15 protein-coding genes and 3 tRNA genes are annotated in these 22,862 nt (G+C 27.7%); 8 read left to right on the forward strand and 10 right to left on the reverse strand.

Translation table 11 applies throughout. The features are described 5' to 3' along the window. Positions 1-58: 58 nt before the first annotated feature. Positions 59-1,021 (forward strand): DHH family phosphoesterase, encoded by a 963-nt coding sequence (locus BB_RS03125; protein WP_002657323.1) that lies wholly within the window; start codon positions 59-61, stop codon positions 1,019-1,021. Here BB_RS03125 and BB_RS03130 read toward each other — a convergent pair. After that, entirely contained in the window at positions 999-2,594 is a 1,596-nt protein-coding gene (locus tag BB_RS03130; RefSeq protein WP_010889781.1) for a glycoside hydrolase family 3 N-terminal domain-containing protein, read from the reverse strand. The two genes, BB_RS03125 and BB_RS03130, sit on opposite strands and share 23 nt — an antisense overlap. 211 nt (positions 2,595-2,805) lie before the next feature. On the opposite strand from BB_RS03130, the gene BB_RS03135 reads away from it, so the two are divergent. Both BB_RS03135 and BB_RS03140 read left to right on the forward strand, forming a co-directional pair. Beyond that, a tRNA-Met gene (locus BB_RS03135) sits at positions 2,806-2,879 on the forward strand. A gap of 13 nt (positions 2,880-2,892) precedes the next feature. Next, positions 2,893-3,447, forward strand: a complete 555-nt coding sequence (locus tag BB_RS03140; protein ID WP_002657326.1) for a DJ-1 family glyoxalase III — start codon at positions 2,893-2,895, stop codon at positions 3,445-3,447. A 62-nt stretch (positions 3,448-3,509) separates the two neighbouring features. Here the strand turns inward: BB_RS03140 and BB_RS03145 are convergent, their stop codons facing one another. After that, positions 3,510-4,727 carry an acetate kinase gene (locus BB_RS03145; RefSeq protein WP_002665689.1) on the reverse strand — a complete coding sequence of 406 codons (1,218 nt, stop codon included), beginning with the start codon at positions 4,725-4,727 and terminating at the stop codon, positions 3,510-3,512. Positions 4,728-4,752: 25 nt separating this feature from the next. Then, on the reverse strand, positions 4,753-8,130 hold the full coding sequence (gene mfd, locus BB_RS03150) for a transcription-repair coupling factor (RefSeq protein ID WP_010889782.1): 3,378 nt from the start codon (positions 8,128-8,130) through the stop codon (positions 4,753-4,755). A gap of 96 nt (positions 8,131-8,226) precedes the next feature. On the opposite strand from mfd, the gene BB_RS03155 reads away from it, so the two are divergent. The 3 genes from BB_RS03155 (at position 8,227) to BB_RS03165 (ending at position 11,356) form a co-directional block, all read left to right on the forward strand. Next, a complete protein-coding gene (locus BB_RS03155) occupies positions 8,227-9,189 on the forward strand; it encodes a hypothetical protein (protein ID WP_002557211.1) in 963 nt (320 codons plus the stop codon). Beyond that, a complete protein-coding gene (locus BB_RS03160; RefSeq protein ID WP_044283530.1) occupies positions 9,149-11,242 on the forward strand; it encodes a LysM peptidoglycan-binding domain-containing protein in 2,094 nt (697 codons plus the stop codon). The genes BB_RS03155 and BB_RS03160 overlap by 41 nt, the downstream gene beginning before the upstream one ends. 42 nt (positions 11,243-11,284) lie before the next feature. Beyond that, positions 11,285-11,356: transfer RNA gene (locus tag BB_RS03165), tRNA-Asn, on the forward strand. On the opposite strand, the gene rnmV is transcribed toward BB_RS03165, so the two are convergent. Further along, positions 11,338-11,883, reverse strand: a complete 546-nt coding sequence (rnmV, locus tag BB_RS03170) for a ribonuclease M5 (protein ID WP_002657333.1) — start codon at positions 11,881-11,883, stop codon at positions 11,338-11,340. The two genes, BB_RS03165 and rnmV, sit on opposite strands and share 19 nt — an antisense overlap. A 2-nt stretch (positions 11,884-11,885) precedes the next feature. After that, positions 11,886-13,157 (reverse strand): M18 family aminopeptidase, encoded by a 1,272-nt coding sequence (locus BB_RS03175; protein WP_023003298.1) that lies wholly within the window; start codon positions 13,155-13,157, stop codon positions 11,886-11,888. 80 nt (positions 13,158-13,237) lie between these two features. Between BB_RS03175 and BB_RS03180 the strand changes: the two genes are divergently transcribed. Next, on the forward strand, positions 13,238-13,963 hold the full coding sequence (locus BB_RS03180) for a lipoprotein (protein ID WP_002656050.1): 726 nt from the start codon (positions 13,238-13,240) through the stop codon (positions 13,961-13,963). Between the two features lie 20 nt (positions 13,964-13,983). Here the strand turns inward: BB_RS03180 and BB_RS03185 are convergent, their stop codons facing one another. Then, positions 13,984-15,855, reverse strand: a complete 1,872-nt coding sequence (locus tag BB_RS03185) for a fructose-specific PTS transporter subunit EIIC (protein ID WP_002657338.1) — start codon at positions 15,853-15,855, stop codon at positions 13,984-13,986. A 90-nt stretch (positions 15,856-15,945) separates the two neighbouring features. Here BB_RS03185 and pfkB point away from each other — a divergent pair, with 90 nt between their 5' ends. Continuing rightward, on the forward strand, positions 15,946-16,869 hold the full coding sequence (gene pfkB, locus BB_RS03190) for a 1-phosphofructokinase (RefSeq protein ID WP_010889784.1): 924 nt from the start codon (positions 15,946-15,948) through the stop codon (positions 16,867-16,869). A gap of 73 nt (positions 16,870-16,942) precedes the next feature. Here the strand turns inward: pfkB and BB_RS03195 are convergent, their stop codons facing one another. From BB_RS03195 to recB, 4 genes are all read right to left on the reverse strand, one after another. Beyond that, the gene (locus BB_RS03195; protein WP_010889785.1) at positions 16,943-17,257 is read right to left on the reverse strand and encodes a hypothetical protein; all 315 of its coding nucleotides are present in this window, start codon (positions 17,255-17,257) and stop codon (positions 16,943-16,945) included. 149 nt (positions 17,258-17,406) lie between these two features. Continuing rightward, positions 17,407-17,480, reverse strand: a tRNA-Asp gene (locus tag BB_RS03200). Between the two features lie 38 nt (positions 17,481-17,518). Beyond that, the gene (gene recD, locus BB_RS03205; protein WP_002661535.1) at positions 17,519-19,351 is read right to left on the reverse strand and encodes an exodeoxyribonuclease V subunit alpha; all 1,833 of its coding nucleotides are present in this window, start codon (positions 19,349-19,351) and stop codon (positions 17,519-17,521) included. Further along, positions 19,348-22,857, reverse strand: coding sequence for an exodeoxyribonuclease V subunit beta (gene recB / locus BB_RS03210; protein WP_010889786.1), 3,510 nt, complete (start codon positions 22,855-22,857; stop codon positions 19,348-19,350). Before recB ends, recD begins: the two co-directional genes overlap by 4 nt. Positions 22,858-22,862 lie beyond the last annotated feature (5 nt).

Consider the following 22,862-nt stretch of genomic DNA (forward strand, 5'->3'; position numbering starts at 1 on the left):
TATAGTCAATGTAAAATAAGCTAAAAACTTGTTTTGCGGAAGGTTTGCGAACTTTATTATGAGAGATGTTATTAATTTTATTAAAAAATATAATAATTTTGTTATTATTGGGCACAAAGATCCTGATTTTGATTGTATAGGTTCTTCTTTAGCTTTATCCTCTTTTCTCTCAAGAATTGGTAAAAATTCTATTTTGTTAAATGAAGGTCCTTTTATTAGAAAAGAAATAGTTCCTTTTAAGGATAAGTTTTTATCTGAATGGCCCAATATTGAGATTTCAGAGTATTCAGTTATTATTTTAGATTGCTCGATTTTAGATAGGATAGGTGATGAATTTATCTTTTATGTAAAGAATATGCCTACTTTAGTAATCGATCATCATATGTCTGGTGAAAAATTAGAATGTGAGGGCTATATTGATCCTTTTGCACCTTCTACTACTTTTTTAATTGAAAAATTGATAAGAGAGTTTGGACATGATCTTACAAAAGAAGAAGCTTGGTATATTTTAGTAGGATTTTGTACTGATACTGGTTTTTTTAAATTTATTTCAAGAAGTGATCCAGAGCCTTTTGAAATGGTTGCAAGACTGGTTTCAAAAGGAATAAGCCTTAAAGAAGTTTATAGCTATATAGAAACCACCAAAAGCCTAAAATCAATAGAAACTCTTAAGTTAATGCTTAACAGTCTTGAATCTTATTGGAATGGAAAGGTTTTGTTTACATTTTTATCTTCTTCTAGCTCTGGCAAAGATGGTGGAGTTAGTGGGGTTAATGAGCTTTTTTATATGATTTTAAGCAATGTTGAGAATAATGAAATTTTAGGCATTTTAAAGGAAATGGAGGATGGTTCGATTATAGTTGGGCTAAGATCTAAAGATTCTTTTGATGTTGGAAAATTGGCAGAAGATTTTGGAGGCGGTGGGCATAAAAATGCCAGTGGGTTTAGAATCAAACAAGGTTCTCTAGAGATTGTAAAAAATCGAATGCTAGCATACATTAAGGATAATATTTATTTATAATATTTTTTAAAGGGATGGTTCCTTTTGGATCAAAATCTTTAGTGAGTGTTAAAAATCCAGATTTAAATGCCAAGGGTGTTGTTCCATAAATAATTACTATGTTTTTTATCCAATTTAATTTTTTAATATGGTGAGGAGTAAGAGATACAATTACGCTTATTTTGTCTTTGTATTCTTTCAAATTTTCTAAATATTTCAAGCTTCCAGGTGTGGATAAATTAAATATTACTTGTTCAAATTTATTAATTAATTTTTTAATTTCGTCGAGTTTTTGGGGATTAATTCCGTTTAAGGGATAATAGTTGTAATAATAAGCGTATGTATTTTGAAATATTTTTTTACCCTCTACAATCATTTTGTAGTAAGGAGATATTATAAGTGTTTTTTTGGTTTTAGATATTTCTTTTTCTATTCTTACTTTTGTAATACTCCTTAATGTGTTTTGTTCAAAAAATTTTTCACCTTCTTTTGAATATATTTTCTCATTTTTGTTTAAATTAGGATAAAGATCAGATTTATTTTTATTTTCTTTTAAGTACATTAATTTTATTCTTAATATTCTTTTATTAGATTCAATAATATTGTTTTTTATTTCTGAATCTTTTTTCATTAAATTTAATAGCATGTTGTAAGCATTTTGTTGTATATTTTCATTTAAAGATATTAAAAAAATGTCACTTTTGGTTCTAACTATTCTTTCAATCGTATTATAAATGCTCTCATTATTGTAGTTTACTGCGTTCATTAATAGGTCATCAGTAATTATTATGTTATTATATTTTAATTTTTTTCTAAGTATGTCTTTAATTATTTTTATTGAGGATGATGCAGGAATATTTTCTCCATTTGTAAGCTTTGGATATGCTAAATGACCTGTCATTATTACGGGGATGTTTTCTTGGATTAATATTTTATATGGTAAAAGTTCATTTAAGCTTATTTCTAGTAAATTAGAATTTATTATTGGAATATTGATATGAGAGTCAAGAGTGGTATTGCCGTGTCCTGGGAAATGTTTTGCAGTAGAAATTACTCCTCCTTGCTTTTGTCCTTTATAAAAGGCCAGAGAAAGAAGTGATACTATTTTGGGGTTATCCGAATATGTTCTTGGTCCTATTGCAAAATTATTTTCATGGCTGTATATATCTACTATGGGCGCAAAGTTTAGATTTATTCCAAGTTGCCTTAGCTCTTGTGCTATGTAATATCCTGTATTATAAGAATCTTTTGGAGAAAGCGATGCTGCAATTCCAAGATTGCCAATTGTTTCTGATGTATTTAATTTTATGTGCTGCGCCAATCCCCCTTCTTGATCTGTTGCTACAAATAAAGGAATTTTAAATTTATTATTTTGAGATGTTTTTTGAGCTTTATGAATACTTTCTGTTAAATTTTTTAAATCTTTTGCGTTCCATCCAAAAATTTTAATTCCCCCAAGATTTTTTTTACTTATAAAATCAAGAACAAAATTTGTGATTGATTGATTTGGGTAGCTTATCATGAACATTTGCCCCAGTAATTCATGATCTTGCATTTTGCTTACCATTTCATTTATTAATTTTTCTCTTTCCATCGTATCCCAAAAATCAATAGAAAAGCAGTTATTAGCTATAAAAAGGACAATGAGATAAAAATTTCTTTTCATTTAACCATATAAATAATAAATGCTAATTTAGTAATTTATATTTATTAGCAAGCCATTTTGTATTATACTTTATAATAATACTTTTGAATAATAACATTGACAAAGCATTATTGAATTTATACACTTAATAAAAGTTTAAGCTGATGTAGCTCAGTTGGTTAGAGCACTCGGCTCATATCCGAGTTGTCGTGGGTTCAAGTCCCTCCATCAGCATTAGAGGTTGTAAATGGTAGTAGGAATTATTCTTGCAAATGGCTTTGAAGATATTGAGGCCATAATCCCGATTGATATTTTAAGACGGGGTAATGTTAATATTCAAATTATCAGCACAAATGATAGCAATGTTGTGATAAGTTCAAAAGGCGTTTCTTTTTTAGCAGATGATATAATATCAAACTGTAAGGAAAATTGTTTTGATCTAATAATTCTCCCGGGAGGTATGCCTGGAGCTACTAATCTTTTTAATTCAAAAGAATTGGATTTGATTTTAAAAGATATGAATTCCAAAGGTAAGTTTATTGCAGCTATTTGTGCTTCTCCGGTAGTAGTGCTTGCTGCTAAAGGTCTTCTAGGATTCAATAAGTTTACATGTTATCCAGGTTTGGAGAAAAATGTGCTTGATGGTGAGTTTGTAGATGAAAATGTTGTTAGAAGCAATAATTTTATTACTTCTAAAGGAGTTGGAACTTCATTTGAATTTGCTTTTACTCTTCTTGAAATGGTAAAAGGAAAACAAATAATGGAAGATGTTAAAAAAGCAACTTTGCTTTGCAAGAGTTAAATATAAATCTATTTTAAATGATTATAATAAATAAACCAGATTTTAGTTTTTAAAATTGTAAATTATAAATTTTTTGGAATTAAATTATAAATGTCTTCAAGAATGGTTGATTCTTCGTTTGTTGGTATTGCCAGTATTTTTAGTTTGCTATTAATGGTTGATATTTCAGATTCTAAATACTTACTTTGGGCCATTTCATTTTTTTCAAGGTCCAGTTCTATTCCAATTTTTTCAAACCCCTTTAGTGCAAGAGCTCTTATTCCATAATCAGTAACACCAATTCCGCCTGTAAAAACTATTGCATCGACATTAAAATCAAGAGCGGCAATGTAAGATCCAATATATTTTTTTATTCTATATGTCATTATTTCTACTGCAAGTTTTGATTGATATTCTCCTTCTTCAATTTTGTTCCAAATATCCCGCATGTCATTTGATTTTTCAGAAATTCCCAGTATGCCACTTTCTTTATTTAATATTTCTTCAATTTGTTTGGTGGTTTTGTTTAATATAGTGCTCATCAAATTAATAATTGATGGGTCTATATCACCGCTTCTTGTTCCCATTGCAAGGCCTTCAAGCGGAGTAATTCCCATGCTTGTGTCATAAGATTTTCCATTTTTAACAGCATTAATACTTGCTCCGTTACCAAGATGCAATATTATTAAATTTAGACTATCTATTTTTTTATTTAAAATTTCTGAGGATCTTTTTGTTATGTACGAATAAGAAAGGCCATGAAAGCCATATTTTCTAATATTGTGGTTTTTATACCAAGAATATGGAATTGCATAAAGAAAGGCATGTTCTTTTATAGTTTGATGCCAGGATGTATCGAAGCATAAAACTTGCTTTGCGTGTGGTAAAATTTTAAGCACCGCTTCTATTGCGGTGATTGCATTTGGGTTATGAAGTGGAGCAAGTTCAGAAATTTGTTTTAATTTATTTAAAATACTATTATTAAGAATTACTGAATTTTTAAGGCTTGATCCTCCATGTACAACCCTGTGTCCTATTATTTTAATTTCGCTAAGAGTTTTAAGGATTTTTAAATCGCTGTTTGTGAGTATTTTAAACATTTTTTCTATTGCTTTTTGGTGATTTTCAATTCCTTTTTCAAATCTTTCTGTTGTTGATCCGTCAGTATTTACAATTTTTATGATTGATTTTTGTGATTTTATTTTTTCAACAATTCCAGATATTATTTTTTTTGAATTTTCATATTGATAAATAGCAAATTTTAATGAAGAACTTCCTGTGTTTATGATTAATATTTTCATTTTTTTTCCTTTTGTATTTGACAAGTTATGTGCTTGTTTTTAGTAAGTTAATATTTTTATATATGTAATTTATTTTTTCAGATTTTTCAATATTTTTAAAGCTTAAAAATATTGATTTTTGATATGAGGGATTTAATATTAATAAATTAGGATGTTTTTGAAGTATTTCTATTATTTTTTCCATAGGAATGCTTTCTATATTTTTGTATTCTATTTCCAAAGCCCTGTTTTTTTCTTTTAATTTTGTTATGTTTAAATCTTTTGCTAGAATTTTAAGTTCAGCTAACATTAATAGACTGTTTATTTCTTCGGGTATTGGGCCAAAGTCGTTGTGGAGCTCTGATCTTATTTTTTTACTTTCCTCTTCAGTTTGAATTTTAAAGATTTTTTTGTAGATTAGTATTTTATCCTGCTCATTTTTTGCATAATTTTCAGGAATAAATCCACTATAGTTAATTTTAATATCAACCTCTTCTTCATCTGATGAGATTTTTCCCATTTTCTTTTCAATTGCTTTATTTAGCATTGTTAGATAGTAATCTAGTCCAATCGACTCAATCTCCCCATGTTGTTCTCTACCAAGTAAATTGCCAACACCTCTTATTTCCATATCTTTCATTGCTATTTTAAATCCTGCTCCTAGCTCTGAAAATTCTGTTATTGCTCTTAATCTTTCAATAGAGCGTTCATTTAGCTTTTCGCTGTCTTGGTACAAAAAATAAGCATAAGCTTTCTGAGATCCTCTTCCAACTCTTCCTTTTAGTTGATATAGCTGTGCAAGTCCAAACTTGTTTGCATTATTTATTATTATTGTATTTGCATTTGGAATATCTATTCCATTTTCAATTATTGTTGTTGCCAATAAAATTTGATACGCTTTTTTAATAAAATTGTGCATTATATTTTCAATCTCTTCTCCTGTTAGTTTTCCATGAATTATTGCAATTCTTGCATAAGGGGTTAATCTTTCAATTAGTGTTTTTAAATAATACAGTTCTTCAATATTATGATTTACTAAAAAAACTTGACCATCTCGAGACAGTTCACTCTCAATTGCATGTTTTATTAAAAGTTCGCTAAATGATTCTAAATAAGCTTCTATTTTTACTCTGTTTTGAGGCGGAATTTTTAAAACGGAAATATCTCTAAGCTTAATTAGTGACATGTGAAGAGACCTGGGAATTGGTGTTGCAGAAAGAGCAAGGCAATCAACCGAAATTCTTATTTCTTTAAGTTTTTCTTTTTCTTTTACACCAAATCTTTGTTCTTCATCAATTATTATTAACCCTAAATTTTTGCAGGTGAATTTTTTTGAAAGAATTTTGTGCGTTCCTATGATTATATCAATTTTTCCACTTTTAAGTTCTTTTAAGATCCGGCTTTCTGCGTTATTTTTTATAAATCTGCTTAATACTTCGATTTTGATTGGAAAATTTTTAAATCTTTTTTTAAATGTATTGAAATGCTGTTCTGCTAAGATAGTTGTTGGTGAGAGTACAATAACCTGTTTGTTTCCCATTACGGCTTTAAAAGCAGCTCTCATGGCAACTTCAGTTTTTCCAAATCCAACATCTCCACAAAGAAGGCGATCCATTACTTTAAAGCTCATCATATCTTCTTTTATTTCTTTTATTGCTCTTATTTGATCTGGAGTTTCATCGTATGGAAATTCAGATTCAAACAACAATTGTAATTCATTATCTTCTGGGTATTTAATACCCTTAATGCTTTCTCTTTTTGAATAAAGTTCTATTAATTTGTCTGCAATCTCCTCGATTCTTTTTTTTGCGTTTGCTTTGTTTTTTATCCATGTTTTAGAACTTATTTTATCTAATTTGATATTTTTAGGATCACTTCCAATGTATTTTTGGATTAAATTTGTTTGTTCAATTGGAATAAATAGTTTTTCTCCTTCAGCGTATTCAATTTCAATATAATCCTTTTCAAGAGAGCTTGTTTTTATTCTCTTTATTTGCCTAAATATACCAATTCCATGGTTTATGTGAACTACGTGACTATTTTTCTCAATCTCAACAAAAGAGTCAATAGCTTTTGTTTTTGAAGATTCAAAGGCTTTGTTTATTTTTTGCCCCGTATTGAAAATGTTTGATTCAAGAATAATGGCAATTTTTTCTTTTTCTATTATTAAAGAGCTAGATATTTTTAAAACCTCAATTGATACTTTTGGCAATTCTTTGAAAATATATTTAAGTTTTTCTTTTTGTGATTCAGATTCTGCTGCAATAATGATTTTAAATCCATTTTTCAGCCAATTTTCAAATTCTTCTTTTGTAAGTGCTATATTTGAAAAAAAGTTTCTCTCACTTTCGATTTTAAACTCTATAGTTTCTTTGGATTTAAGGCTTTTAATTTTTGAAAATAAAACATCGCTTTTTAGATTGAAGGTTTTATAATTTAAGAGAATTCTTTTTGGATCAATTATATTTTTACCGGCTTCTTCTGCTTCTTTGTAAAGCTTTTCATATTCTTGGTGTATTTTTTCAATTTCTTTTTCGAAATTGTTAATTTCAAAGTTTACAATAGGTGTGTGTTTTTCAATCTCATCACCTAAGTAAGTATTTGCTACTAGTGGATAAAACATTTCTTCTGTTTTTGTTTCTTTTTTAAAATCCAACTCTTCAAGAATCTTTTTATATTCAACAGATTTAATTTTTGTTTTTAAGGTGTTAATAGTTTTATCGTCCCAAATAATTTCTTTTTTTGGAAGAATTTGGAATTCTAAAATTTCATTATCGTGTTTTAATTGGGTTAAGGGATTAAATTTTTTTATTTCTTCTATTTTGTCAAAGTTTAGTGCAATTCTTATTGGATTTTGTTCTCCAAAAGGGTATATATCTATAATTTCTCCTTTTACTGTAAATTCTCCTGGAATTGTTACTCTTAATGTTTTTTCATATCCCAATGTTATAAGAGTTTTTTCAATGTCTGCTGTATTAATATTGGTATTTTTTTCAATTTTATATATATTCTTTAGTAATGTATTTTTATCGGGTATTTTGCTAAGCAATGATTTCAAGACTGTAATATATATTCCAGGATTTTTTTTATAAAAATTGAATAAGAATTTGATTCTTTCGTTAAAGATCGTACTTTTTGAGCCAATGCCCTTGTATACAAGGGGGCTAAAATAGTTAAGCTCAAAGATTTGATTTGTAATTACTTGTAAATCGTTTTTGATTTTATCTAATGTGTGCTCGTCTTTAACTATTAATATTATTTTCCCGGTTTTGCTATATTCTTTGATTTTTTTAATTAAAAAAGCCTTGAAAAATCCTTCATATCCTGTTAATGAAAAAAATATATTTTGTTCTAAAAATTCTTTCATTTTTTTTAAATTAGAATTATTCTTTAATATTGTTGTTAGTTCTTCATCTATATTCATTTTTTACCTTTTTGTTTAATTAATTTAGTATAATAATATACTATAGGTATTATTACTTTCTTTATATATAATGTGTTTAGGTTTTGAGGGGAGCTTATGAATATTAGAAAATTGCTTTTTTGTATCTTTTTTATGAATATTTCTTTTCTTTTGTTTGCGGGAGATTACAAGGGCCTTGATTTTAAAATCAAGTTTTTTAATCAATCTATTTATCGTGTCAATAGTAATGTTTTTATTGAAGTTTCTCTTAGTAATGCGTCTGAGAGTGTTTTAACTTTAGAAATAGGCGATATTAATTCTTTTGGCTTTGATTTTGATGTTACTGATACCACCAATATTAAAGTTAAAAGACCTATTGAATATGTTAAAAAGAGATCTAAAAATGTTGCAATTCCTGTTAGAAATATGAGCTTGAGACCTAATGAAAAATTTTCTGTAGTTATTAACTTAAATCAATTTGTTAAGTTTAGTAAAGATGGAGTTTATTTTGTTAAGGGTATTTTTTTCCCAGACATTTCAGATCCATCTAAGAAAAAAGAATCCAATATTATTACGCTTTTTTTGAATGATGGTTTTGATGAAAATCCAGGTAGCATAGACCTTGTTAATTTGTCTGAAAATAATGATATTCAAGATATCTTGAAAAAGAAAAAATTATCTCCCGATGAAATTGTTAAATATTTGTTAAAGGCATTGCAGCTTGGGAAAAAAGAAAAGTTCTTTTTATATCTTGATATTGAAGGTTTGTTATTAAATGACAAGGGCAAGGCATACCTTTATAAGCAAAAGTTATCACCTATTCCCAATAAAAATGTAGTTGAAGAGTATAAAGAATATTTGTGGAATTCTAATAATTCGGATATTTCAAAAGCACCAAATAAATTTTCTATTATTGAAACTACTTATTCTGATACTTCTGGCAAGGTGATTGCTGATTTATATTTTGACGATGGGCAATTTTATATTTCCAAAAGATATACTTTCTTCTTTAAAAAATATGATTATTATTGGATAATTTATGATTACATTGTTCAAAATACTGGCATTAAGGAAAAGTAAAACTTTTTGTATTTTGCAAATTATAGATCTTATTATATTATTTTATTTTTTAATAATAGGTCCTGTAAATCTTAATGCCGATTTTGAGTATAAGGTTGTCAAGGGAGATACTCTTTTTTCAATTGCAATTAAATATAAAGTCAAAGTAAGCGATCTTAAAAGGATTAATAAACTTAATGTTGACAATATTAAGGCGGGTCAAATATTAATTATTCCAAGTGATTCTAATTTAGGTCAAAACATTACCCACAAAGTCAATCATTCTTTTAGTTTGCTAGAATCTAGTAAAGGGGGAGTTTTTTACACCGCAAAAGAAGGCGACACCATTGAGAGCATCTCAAAGCTTGTTGGACTAAGTCAAGAAGAGATAATTGCTTGGAATGATTTGCGTTCTAAAGATCTTAAGGTTGGAATGAAGCTTGTATTAACCGAGCCTGATTTTTTAAAGCCTTATATGGTTAGGAAAGGTGATTCACTTTCAAAACTTTCTCAGGATTTTGATATTAGTTCTAAGGATATTTTAAAATTTAATTTTCTTAATGATGATAAATTAAAGATTGGCCAGCAACTTTTTTTAAAGAAAGCCACTAAGAATGTTAATTTTCATTATGTTAAAAGAGGGGAAACTCTTGGCAGAATAGCTTATATTTATGGCGTTACTGCTAAGGATCTTGTAGCCCTTAATGGCAATCGGGCTATTAATCTTAAAGCAGGTTCATTGTTAAATGTTTTAAAGATTGTAAATAATGATTTAGAAAAACCTGTTGAGAGAGATTTAAAAATTGAGAAAAAAATAGATAATAAGTTTATCTATCATTCAGTTGCTGTAGGGGAGACTTTGTATAGCATTGCCAGACATTACGGTGTTTTAATCGAGGATCTTAAAAATTGGAATAATTTAAGCAGCAATAATATTATGCACGATCAAAAATTGAAAATTTTTGATAAAAAACTTTCAATTGATTCTTCTATAATTAAAACTAAAAACGATTTATATATTAAAAAAAAGGTTGATTCTGGCTCTAATTCTTCTAATAAAGTGCAAACAATAGTTAATCTTCCCTCAAGTAAAAATAAAAAACTAAATTTAAATACTTTTGGAATTACTGCCAATCAAGATCTTTTTGATATTAGCTCTTTGGTTATTTTAGACTCCAAAATACCAATATTTGAGGTTGTTGGTGATTTCTATTATTGGTATAGACCAAGAAAGATAAGTCAGCCAAGTGAGTTTTATTCAGAAGATTGGCATTCTCCTTTGAATTCTTATAAAAAGGCAACCCAGCTTTTCAAAAGTTTTGAAAAGTTGGTAAATTCTAGGTTTAATAAAGGATCAAGACTTAAGGATAAATTAATAATTCTTGATCCAGGTCACGGTGGTCTTGATCCTGGAGCTATTGTTAAATCTAGAGATGGTCTTGGAAATGAAGTTTTTGTTGTTGAAGATGAATATGTATATGATATTGCCTTAAGGCTTTATGTATACCTTAAAGAAGAGGGGGCCAATGTTGAATTTACTATTTTAGCCCCCGACCATTTAATTAGAAATAGTGTTTTTGCTAACAATACTTTTGTTAATGTTAAAAACGAGGTTTACAATGATTATGATCTAAATAAAAATGATACTGTTGATTCTTGGATAAGCGGCACTCCATCAGGCCTTAAAAAAAGATTAGTCGTTGTTAAAAACATTGTTAATAAATATAAACATATTAAAGATAAGGATATAGCCTTTTTTAGTTTGCATGCGGATAATAGTGTTGGAGCGCCTAAGAGTATGGGGTTTTATTATCAAAAAGATGACGATAAAAAATATGATATTCATTCAAAGTCTGCAGCAGAAAAAATTACAGAAGGAATGAAAAGAAGTTTTTATATTAAGGGTCAAAATCTTCATGTTTTAAGAAATAATATAGTAATGACTAAGCTTTTAGTAGAAGTTAGAAATTTGGCATTTCCAGAGGAAGCTTGGGCTATTAGATCTTCTAAGCTTAGAGATCAAGATTCTAAAATTCTTGCTAATGGGATTTTAAAAATATTGGAAAATAATTGACAAAAATTTTTAAATTTAAGATAATATTTTTAGTGTTCAATTTCCCCTATAGCTCAGTGGTAGAGCGGGTGGCTGTTAACCACTAGGTCGGAGGTTCAAGTCCTTCTGGGGGAGTTAGTTAAAGCCAATTGGTTTTTTAGGTCTGTTTTTTTTATTTTAAAGTAATTCAGCCTTTCTAAGAGTTTTTTACTATTTCCATCCCCCAAACAAAAGTGTTTTTGTATTTTTTGTCTATTTTCTTTTGAGTTTTCTCCTATTATGCCAAGTTCTAACAAATCGCTTAATTTTAATAAATCTTTTTGATTATCTTTAGATAAAGTTCCAACCCCCTTAAGTATTTTTATTATTTCTGTTTTATTTACTGATTCAACCTCAGTGTCTTTAGTATTAAGATATGCATGTTTGATTTTATTATTTTCTCCCAGATATTTGACTATTTTTTGTCTAATAATATTTCCAGATTTATCGCTGTCTGTTAAGATTATTATTCCTTTGTATTTTAAGGCTTTTTTTAACAACTTAATAGTTTCAATTTTTAAAGCAAATCCTTTTGTTTCTATTACTGTGCAGTCAAAAGATTCTTTGATTCTTTTAAGATCATCTTTTCCCTCAACTACAATTATTTCTTTTATTTTTTCCAATTTTAAATTCCTTTTTCAAAGAAAGCCCTTAGCAATTTAATTGCTTCTATGTGGTCAGCTATTGATACTGTTTCGCGCAGGGAATGCATTGCCCACATTGGTGTTCCAATGTCAATAGTTTCTATTCCTGTTCTTGCATTTGAGATTGGACCAATTGTTGTGCCTGAAGGAACATTTGCTTTCATTATTATTTCTTGAATCTTAATATTGTTTTTAATAGCCAAATTTTTTAATTTTGCAAATCCTGTTGAAGTTGTTGCATATCTGAAATTAGCACTATTTTTTACAACTACGCCCTTACCTAGATTTGCTTGATAGTTTGGATCATGTTTAGATGTATAACCCGGATGAATGCCGTGAACGCTGTCAATTGAGATATTAAATGATTTGTTTGTTTTTATTAAATGCTCTTCTCTGGTTAAATCAAGAGCAATATCGATTCTTTCTAAAACTTCTGATAAAAAATTTGAATCAGCGCCTCTTGATGTTAAAGAACCTACTTCTTCGTTATCAAAAAATACAGCTATTTTATTTTTATCATTGCTTGTATGAACATAAGAATTCATGATTGCATGGCATCCCGATTTGTTGTCAAGATTTTTAGAAGCCAAAAATTCTCCTTCAGTTCCTATTATTTTAGAAGGTTGTGATTCTGTGAATATTAAATCACAAGATAGAAAATTTTCACACTCTATTCCAAGTTGTTCTAAGATATTATCTTTTATTGCTTTTTTAGTGCTACTGATTACTGTTAAATTGTCATGAGCATTGTATTTAAATCCTTCGTTAATTTGTCGGTTTAAATGGATTGCAAGGTTTGGAATAATTCCTATGTTTTCAATGTTGATTAATTTTGATTCAATATTCTCATTTTTTTTGAAATATACAATTCCTGCTAAGCTTAAGTCTCTGTCAATCCAAGTAGAAATTATTGGACTACCATAAACTTCAATATGGTTATAAAACACACCACTTACTTTTTCTGTTGCGTCTATTTTTAATTTTAATCCCGGACTGTCTGTATGTGCTGCTGCTATTAGAAACGGTTCATATTTTTTTTTGACATCAATATTAAAGGCAATAAGGCTAGTTCCTTCTTTTTTTATGTAATATGATCCTGTTTTAATTTTCCATTTTTCATTAAGTTTTAATTGTTGTGCATTAAAATAATTTATTAATTTCTCTTCAATATAGTTTACTAAGTGATAAGGGGTAGGGCTATTGTCTAGCAGACTTTGAAAAAATTTTGGTTCTAGTGTTTTAKCAKTCACCATAGGTGTTCTCCTTTAGTTTTATTGCTTTATAGCTATATATTCTATTATAATAGTTTTTAACTGTTAGTTAGGAGTTTGTTATGAGAAAGTGTTTTGTTAGCTTGAGTTTATTGTTGATTTTTTTTGCTTGTAGCTCTAATGTTGAAATTGAGTTAAATGATGATATTAGTGGTATTGTTTCAATATTTGTTAATGTTAATAGAGAATTTGAAAAAATTAGAAAAGAACTCTTAACAACTTTGGTGGGAGAAGAAATTGCAAATATGCCTCTTTTTCCTGTAGATGAAATAAAAAAATACTTTAAAAATGGAGAGGAAAAGCTTGGGCTTAAGCTTTTGAGTATTAAAACCCAAGGAGATTCTATTAATTTAGTTGTTAAGTTTGATAATTTAATTAAAATTTTAGGCGATTATATGAAAAAACCCGATATATCTGTGTTTAAGATAGAAAAAAAAGATGGTAAAAATATTATTGAACTTAATATTAATTTGGAAAACGCTACTAAGAATATTAATGAAAATAAAGAATATATTAGTGATGCACTTGCTGCTCTTTTGCCATCGGATGAGATCCCAATGTCTGCCAAAGAATATAAAGATGTTTTGGTTTATTTTTTATCGGATTTTACTTCCAAAGCAAGTGAACTTATTGACAATTCCAAACTTAATCTTGTAGTTAAGACTTCTAGAAATGTTCAAGAACAATTTGGATTCAAACAAATTAACTCAAACACACTGCGGTTTGAGATGGATATGGTTAAAGGATTAAGTCTTGAAACACCAATAAAACTTAGATTAGTTTATTGACTGGGTTCAAGAATATAAACTTAATCGTTTATATTCTTGTATTCTTTTTTAAGGATTCCTATTAAAACAGCTGTTATAATAGATCCTACCAGGATAGATGTTATCCACATTAATGGGTTTACTACTATTGGTAGAATAAATATTCCGCCGTGTGGTGCTATAACCTCTACCTTGAAAAGTGCAGAAATAAATCCTCCTACAGATGAGCCTAGTATACATGCGGGTATTACCCTTAAAGGATCTGCTGCTGCAAATGGAATTACTCCTTCTGTAATAAAGCATGCTCCCAAAAAATAACAAACTTTTCCAGATTCTCTTTCTTCTTTTGAGAATCTATTTTTAAATAAACTTGTAGCAAGAGCAATTCCTATGGGAGGTATCATTCCTCCTGCCATTATGCTTGCGTGAGGAATATAATTTTTGGCAGTTATCATTGCAATTCCAAATGCATATGCAGCTTTATTTACAGGCCCTCCCATATCTATTGCCATCATTCCTCCAAGCAAAGCTCCAAGTATTGCCATATTAGTACCGCTAAGTTGATTTAGCATATTTGTTATTGATTCATTAATAACAGATATTGGACTAAGCATTCCATATATCAAAATTCCTGAAATTATAACTGATAAAAAAGGATAAGTTAATACCGGATTTATTCCTCTTAAATTGCTAGGAATTATTTTGTCAGATATTTTTTTTACAGTTAGTGTAACGTAGCCTGAAATAAATCCTGCTAAGATGCCTCCCAAAAATCCTGCATTTCCATTGTTCATCATTAATCCTGTAATCATTCCAGGTGCAAGTCCTGGTCTTTCTGCTATGCTAAATGAAATATAGCCAGCAAGTATTGGGATCATTAAAGCAAATGCGCTTCCACCGCCGATTTGCATTAGAATATCTGCTATTTTATTGTAGCTTGGATCGTTTATGTCAAATGCTTTGATTCCAAACATGAATGATATTGCTATTATTATTCCTCCTGAGACTACAAATGGAAGCATAAATGAGACCCCATTCATTAGATGTTTATAAATCCCCGTTTTTTTGTTTTGTTTTTGGAGGGTTTCGGTGGTTTTGTTTGTGTTGCTTTTTTTGTAAATTGGTGCTTCGTTTTTAAGAATTGTTTGGATAAGCTCTTTTGCTTTGTGTATGCCGTCTTTTACTCCCACTTCGATTAAAGGTTTTCCGCTAAATCTTTCTTTATCGATAGTTTTGCCAGATGCAATAATGACTCCTTTTGCTTTTTTTATTTCTTCTTCTGTTATTGGATTTTCGGTTCCACTAGATCCATTTGTTTCTACTTTTATATTTATGTTTAATTCTAAAGCTGCTTTTTTAAGGCTTTCTGCTGCCATATAGGTGTGAGCTATTCCCACAGGACATGCTGTTACGGCAAGAATGAAATCTTTTTTTGTATTTAAATTGTTAGATTCATTTATATTGTCATTATTCAATATTATTTCTAAAAATCTATCTTCATTATTTGTGCTCATAAGTTCATGTCTTAATAGGTTGTTGCTAAAAGTATTACTTAGGTATGATATAGCTTTTATGTGTGCATTGCTTGGAGTTTCTTCGGGTAGGGCCATCATGAAAAACAGTTTTGAAAGCTTTTGATCAGAAGAGTTGAAGTCAAAACCATTGCCAACAACTCTTAAAATAGCAATTCCGTGTTTTTTAATGAAATTGCCTTTTGCATGAGGCATAGCTATATGCTCTTCAATGCCTGTTCCGTTAGTTTCTTCTCTTTTTTTAATTTCTTTTATAAATGCTTCCATGTCATTTAAGTATCCATTTTCATTGAACATGCTAGCCATTTTTCTAATTACATCTTCTTTACTAGTTGCATTGTAATTTAAAACAATCAAGTTTTTTGAAAATAAATTTTGCATAATAATCACCTTTATATATTATATAGTGTATATACATTTATTAAATTTTACTATTTATTTAATTGATTTTATAAATCAAAGGAGATTATCTTGATATATACTCTAACACTCAATCCTTCTGTGGATTATAAAATAGTTTTAAAAGAATTTCAGGAAGAAAGTCTTAATTATGCTTTAAATAACAATTTTTTTGCTGGCGGTAAGGGAATAAATGTAAGCACCGTTCTTAAAAATTTAGGAAAACCTAGTACGGCTTTGGGATTTTTGGGAGGTTTTACGGGTGATTATATAAGATTTTCTCTTGATTCTAGGGGCATAAAAAACGATTTTATTAAAATAAAATATGATACAAGATTAAATATTAAAATGATAGCAAATGGCAGAGAAACAGAAATTAATGCCAATTCTCCAGATATTTCTGAGAATGAATTTGAACTTTTGAAAAATAAACTTAAAAATTTAGCAAATAATAGTACATTAGTGATGTCAGGAAGTGTTCCCGCAGCTCTTGGTGAGGATGCATACAATGAAATAGCTAATAGCATTTCTAATGATGTTAAGCTTATCATTGATACCAGTGGCAAACCTTTGCGAAAAATTCTTAGATTAAATCCCTTTTTAATAAAGCCTAATATTTATGAACTTGAAGATCTTTTTAATGCTAAATTTGATTCTACAAAAGAATTGATTAAAATCGGAAAAAATCTTGTAGAAAGTGGGGTTCAAAACATTATAATTTCCATGGGAAGTGACGGAGCTATTTTTATTGGCGGCAAAAATGTTGCTTTTAGGGCCTTTGTTCCTAAGATTAATTTTGTTAGCACCATTGGAGCAGGAGACTCTGTGATTGCCGGGTTTGTATATGCTTTTGATAATGGAAGTACTTTAGAGGATTCATTTAAATTTGGTGTTGCAGCTGGTACAGCTACGGCATTAAAAGGCAATCTTTGTGAATTTCAAGATGTTAAAAAGATGCTTTGTCAGATTAGGGTTGAGGATATTTACACTTCTTAATATTTTAAATAGAGCTGAAGGATTGATTTTGAAACTTTACTGTAGCTTTTAAAAGCTACAGTATTTAGTTTGCTTAAATTTTTAATTTTGATTTATATAATTTCTTTTTTGCTAGAGCTAATCCTGTAATTACTAGCAATGCAAGTATAGCCATGCTTGTAAAAAAGCCTGTTGTATTTGATTGAGAGACTTTTGCAGCGATTTCTGTACTTTGTTCATCGCAAATACAGTTAACATATCCGCATATTGGGCAGATCTCTTCTACTCCAAATTGGCTTAAGTTCCCATTTGGAATTACATTTTCTTTTGCTATTGTGTTGGTTTGTGCGAAAACAGATGTTGAAATTAATAGTAAAGCAGTTAAAAATAGATATTTTTGTAGATTCATTTTACATTCTCCTTATAGATTTTTTTTTTAATTATTTAAATTATAACCTTTAAATTAAAGATTTGTAATTTTTTTATTAAAAATTTGCTAGAGCATCAATAGATTCTCTAAGAAAAGCTGCTGACACAATAAAATGTAAAATTCATCATCGGGAGCGACGGGTCTCGAACCCGCGACCTCCTGCGTGACAGGCAGGCGTTCTAACCACCTGAACTACGCCCCCAAAGCCATTCTTTTAAAAAGATTATAGTAGTTTTTAATTTATTTGTCAATTTCTTTAAATGAGTTTACGTGTTCTAGTATTTTTGAATCTCTTTTGCTAGATTTTTTGCTTAACTTAATAATAGTCTCTTTGTTAGAAATTATTTCTAAGCTATCCTTGGCTCTTGTTATTGCAGTATACATAAGTTCTTTTGTCAAAAAAGGGTTATTTTCTAATATTACTTTTATATGTTTGTATTCAGATCCTTGGCTTTTATGTATTGTTGTGGCAAAGCTGAATTCATAATTTGTTAGTAAATCTAAATTTATTTTTTTATATTTTTCATCTTTTCTTTGGAATAAAGCATAAAATTTAGAATTTTCATTAAAAATAACACCCCGTTCTCCATTAAATAATTTATTTTTATAGTCAGTTTTAGTTATCATTATTATTTGGCCAATAAAGCTTCCATAGGTCTTTTTCAGGTAAGTTTTTATTATTTCATTTAGTGTTTTAGTTCCAAATTTGCCAAAATTTTTTGAACTTAAAATTATATTTTCAAGTAAAGTTTCAAGTATTGTTTCAATTTTTGATTCTTTTAGTAATTTAAGATTAAAAGTGGGTATTTTTCTGTATAAATTGTTTGTATATTCTATTAGATCTTTTTTTAAGTTTATTTTTTCTATTTCTTTCAGTTGAATATTTTTATTATTATTAATGTATTTGCAAATCAAAGTACTATCTTCTTTGTATATTGCCTTTGAGAGTAAATTTATTTCTTTGTTGCTTCTGAAATTTTCTTTAAGATCTTCTACATTATCGCTATTTATTTTTTGTATTCCCAAAAGACTTGAATATACATTTCCTTCGTTTACTGACGGGAGTTGATTTTTATCTCCTACCATTATTAACTTAGTGGTTATTGGAGTTGCTTTCAGTAGTTTTAAAAAAGTATGTGCATCTACCATTGAAGCTTCGTCAATTATTATTACGTCAAAATTTAATTGATTTTCTTCATCATATAGATTTTTTTTGTTTATGAATTTGATTCCCAATAGTTTTTGGATTGTATTACATTCTATTTCTAAATTTTTGAATGAATAGTCGATACTTGTTTGCAGCCTTAGGCTAGCTTTTCCTGTAGGTGCTGTAATGGCTACTAATCCTTTTTTTTTATTGTTTAATGTTTTATTAATTGCTTTTAAGATATAGTTAACAGTTGTTGTTTTGCCTGTTCCCGGGCCTCCGCTTAATAGAAAGAAGTTGCTTTTTAATGCCTTTCTCACTGATGTAATTTGCTCTTTATTTAAATTATTGGTATTTAAATTTGATATTATATTTTGTATTTTATTGTCATTTAATTCGCTTTTATGGTTTTCTAATCTTTTTATAATTTGTTTTATTAATTCTTCTTCTTCTCTGTAGTTTTTTTGAGTATAAATGTAAATATTGTTTTCCAGGATTAGGGGAGTTGTAATTTTAAGCTTGTTAAATTCCATTAGTATGTTGTTTTTCTTTAAAAGTAAAACTATATTCTTAATAGTTTCTAGATTTCCAAATGTTTCTAGCCCTTTTAGTATTTTTATTAATTTGTTGTAACTTTTATTGGTTTTTTCTAGGTTGTCTTTTGTGAATATTATTGTATTTTGAATATCTTTTGCTAATAGATTTATGTCAGCTCTTAAATGGCCTTTATCAAAGTAGTTAAATAAAAATATTAAAAATATTACAATATTTTCATTGTTTGTGGATCTTGCAAGTGTTTGTGCTTTATAACAATTTTTTTTATTGATATTTAAAAGTTCAATTATTTCATAAAGTTTAAGCTCGGGGGTTAAGAATTTTTTGTTTTTATCTTTTAAAAATTCTCTTAATACTAAAAAATCTCTCATAAGTGTCTTTTAATGCCTAACTCTAAGATGATTTTATCTAAATCCACGTCGTTAAATTTTGGAAGATTAAAATAAATACCATTTTCAAATTTTGATTTTAAGCATTCAATATTGTCTTCAAATGCTCTTGTAAAAAGATATATTATTCCACCAAATTTTTGATTATATTCTTTTTTGTTTTTAAATAATATTTTTTTTATTCCAAGGGCATATATTTTATATTGCAAATCATAATATTCTTTTTTTATCGTATTTTCTAAATTTGTTATATTATAATCTTCCTTATTTTTTCCAAGATAGTTTGTTTTGTAATCTAGGATATATATTTTATTATTAGCTTTAAATATAAGATCTACTATTCCCTTTAAATATCCATCACTTAGTTTTATGTGAAGATCTTCAAAGTGTTTGTCAAAAAGATATTTTTGTTTTTGAAATTCAGGATTTATTTTTATTAAAAATTCCATTTCTTTTTGTAATTCTTCAATATCACACAGACGAGTATTAATTGCTCTTATATTATAAGTTAGTATATTATAAATCATTTTAGCTAATGAATTTTGTATTTCTATTGTATTGAGATTTGAGTTAATTTTTTGTATTTGTTTTTCAATAATTTCAATGTTATTTTTTTTAAAATTATCAAATGTATCTTTTGCTGTGCTAAAGATTATTTCCTCCATTGCTGCATGTAAAATGTTTCCGATGTCTTTTCCTTTGGGCAGAGTCTCTTCTAATCCAGGCTCATAATCAAGTTCTGTTTCTTTTTCGTAGTTAATATTTTTAAAATCATAGTTTTCGTAAAATTCTTTATGATGAGCTTGCGCTGTTAAACTTGAAAAACTAGATGTATATTCTTTTTTAAACATGTTTTTAATTATTGGTTTTGGCGGAATTAATTTTGTATTTACATTTGTATTGTATTTTTTTTTATTGAATCTCTTTTGGCCAATAAATTCATGTATGTTAAAGTCATGTTTAATATCATCGATAGTAAAAATTTTTGCTATTTCTAGTAATTTGCTAGTTATGCTATTTATTTTTATAATAAAAAGAGCAAATTTAGCTCTTGTTGCTCCCACATAAAATATATTTTTTTCTTCGCTTAGTATTTTTAGTCTTGCGTATTTTTTATTTTCTTCCAATTTAAAAAAATCATATTCAATTTTTCCGTCTTGATAAAATTTGTAAAATTGATTTTTTTTTGAAAAAAAATTGCTATTTTCTATTGGAGTTGTATTTAGTAAGAATACAATATTCATGCCAAGCCCTTTTGATTTGTGTATTGTCATGAGTTCTATAGATTCATTATCATTATTTATATTATTTATTTTTTCTTCTATTTCTTCAGGTTCTTCGTTTATTATTAGGCTTTCTAAAGTAGAGATTAGAGATTGTATGTTTTGTTCTTTATGATATATTTTAGAGATGATCTCAAGTGTTGTTTCATAGGTTTTTAAATTTTCAAGCTTACCTTCTTTAATAAGAAGACCTTTGTAATTTATTTTATTTTTTGCCCATTCAATAATTTTTTGATCTTTGGTGATATTTGCAATTTTGATCCACAGGTTTTTTTCGAATGTAATTTTGTTAATTGCATTTATTAATGTTATTTCATTTTTTTCAAGCAAAACTATTATATTTTCAATAAATTCTTCTATAAGGCAAATTTTGTCTTGTTTGATTAAAATTCTTTGTAAATTCCACGGCACATTTAATATTTTGCTGCTTAGAATATAATTTAGAGTTTTAAAACTTTGCTTTCGGTCTAAGCACTTAATAATATAAAAAATTTCGCTAAATTCTTTGGTTTTTAAAAATTTTTCTTGAGTTTTGTTTGTTTGGATTTGCTCTTTTTTTAATGCTTTATCTATTAAATTGATTTCATTTTTTCCTCTGCAAAGTACTTTAATGTCTTGCATTTTAATATTTCTAATTTTATTGTTCTCAGCAATTTTTCCATATGCAAGCAAATATTTTATTGTTAATGCTGTTTTTTGGTAAATGTCTTCTTCGCTTTCTGTATTTGTGGTTATTATATTGATTCCTTCTATTTCTTGTCCGTTGATGACAATTTTATTATTGTCGTTTTTTTGATTTGGAAGTGAATTGGTAAAATCAATTTTTTCAATTTCATCGGCTATTGCATTATTGTATATATTATTAAAAATTTTATTTAAAGGCCCTATGAGTTTTTTACTTGATCTGTGATTTATTTTTAGTACAATTCTAGCGTCTGTATTGATTTTATTTTTTATTTCTTTGTTATAAAATGAAATGTCTGCTTTTCTAAAGGAATATATTATCTGTTTTGGATCGGCTATGAATATCAATTTTATTCCTGCTGTTTTTAATATTTTAAATATCTCAATTTGTATTAGGCTTAAATCTTGCGCTTCATCAATTAAAATGATTTTGTACCGATTTTTGATTGCATTTAGAAGCTTTTTGTCTTCTGATTTTAAGTAATTTTTTAAATTTGAAATTATGTAATTTTGATCTATTGTGTTTGTTGATTTAATAGTTTTCTTTAGTTCTTTTTCTATATATTTTAGTATTTTGTATTCAACTTTTAAAATGACATATTGCTTTAAATTGTTTCTATTTTTATTTCTATTGTCTTCTGATTTATATTTTTCATGTTTAATATTAATTCCCAAACAGATTAAATCATTTTTAATCTTAAGTTCTTTAGGCGATAATTTAGAATTTTTTTTAGTTTCTTTTTCTATTAGAGTTGAAAAAAATTTATTTTTTAATAATGTTTCTGCTATTTTGAATATGTCGTTTTCTTTAGAGTATTCTATTTCAAGTTTGCCAGTTTGAATATGTTTATTATAAAAACTTAATATTTCATCTTTTGTCATTTTATCTAAGTCTTCTATTATTTTGTTGTAATCTTTGATCAGCTCTTCCTTTTTAAGAAGAATGTTTTCAAAAGCCGTTTGGGTTTTAAGCCAATCTCCAAGCTCTTGAGTCGTATCTCTTTCGTAAGCTTTTTTTATTTTTAAAACAATCTCTTCTGTTTTTTTAGCATCAGATTTAAACACTTTAAGTTCGTAGTCTTTAATATCAAGAGCTTGAATCAAGCTATCTGATTTTCTTAAAAAGTCATAAACTATTTCATCTATTTCTTTTGAAAATTTTTCTTTAGGTTTATATTTGGAGTAATTTTCTGTTTCAATTTGAAAATTATTTAAGGCATGTAATGCAAATTTATTGATTGTTGATATAAAGAGTTTTTTTGATTGCTCATAAGCTTCTTTTAAGATTTCATTTGTTTTTGAGTTAGAATAAGCATTTTCTATTACTTTTAGTATTCTTGTGTGCATTTCTTCTGTGGCTTTTTTTGTAAAAGTTAATACCAAGATTTCATTTATGGAGTATAGCTTGGTTTTTATTAAATTTATAACCACATTTTCCAGTATGTGAGTTTTTCCGGTGCCCGCCGATGCTTCTATTAATATTGTTGTGTTATTTTGAATTTTTTCTAGGATTTTGTTCATGAATT

Origin of the sequence: Borreliella burgdorferi B31, assembly GCF_000008685.2 — a bacterium.
GTDB lineage: Bacteria > Spirochaetota > Spirochaetia > Borreliales > Borreliaceae > Borreliella > Borreliella burgdorferi.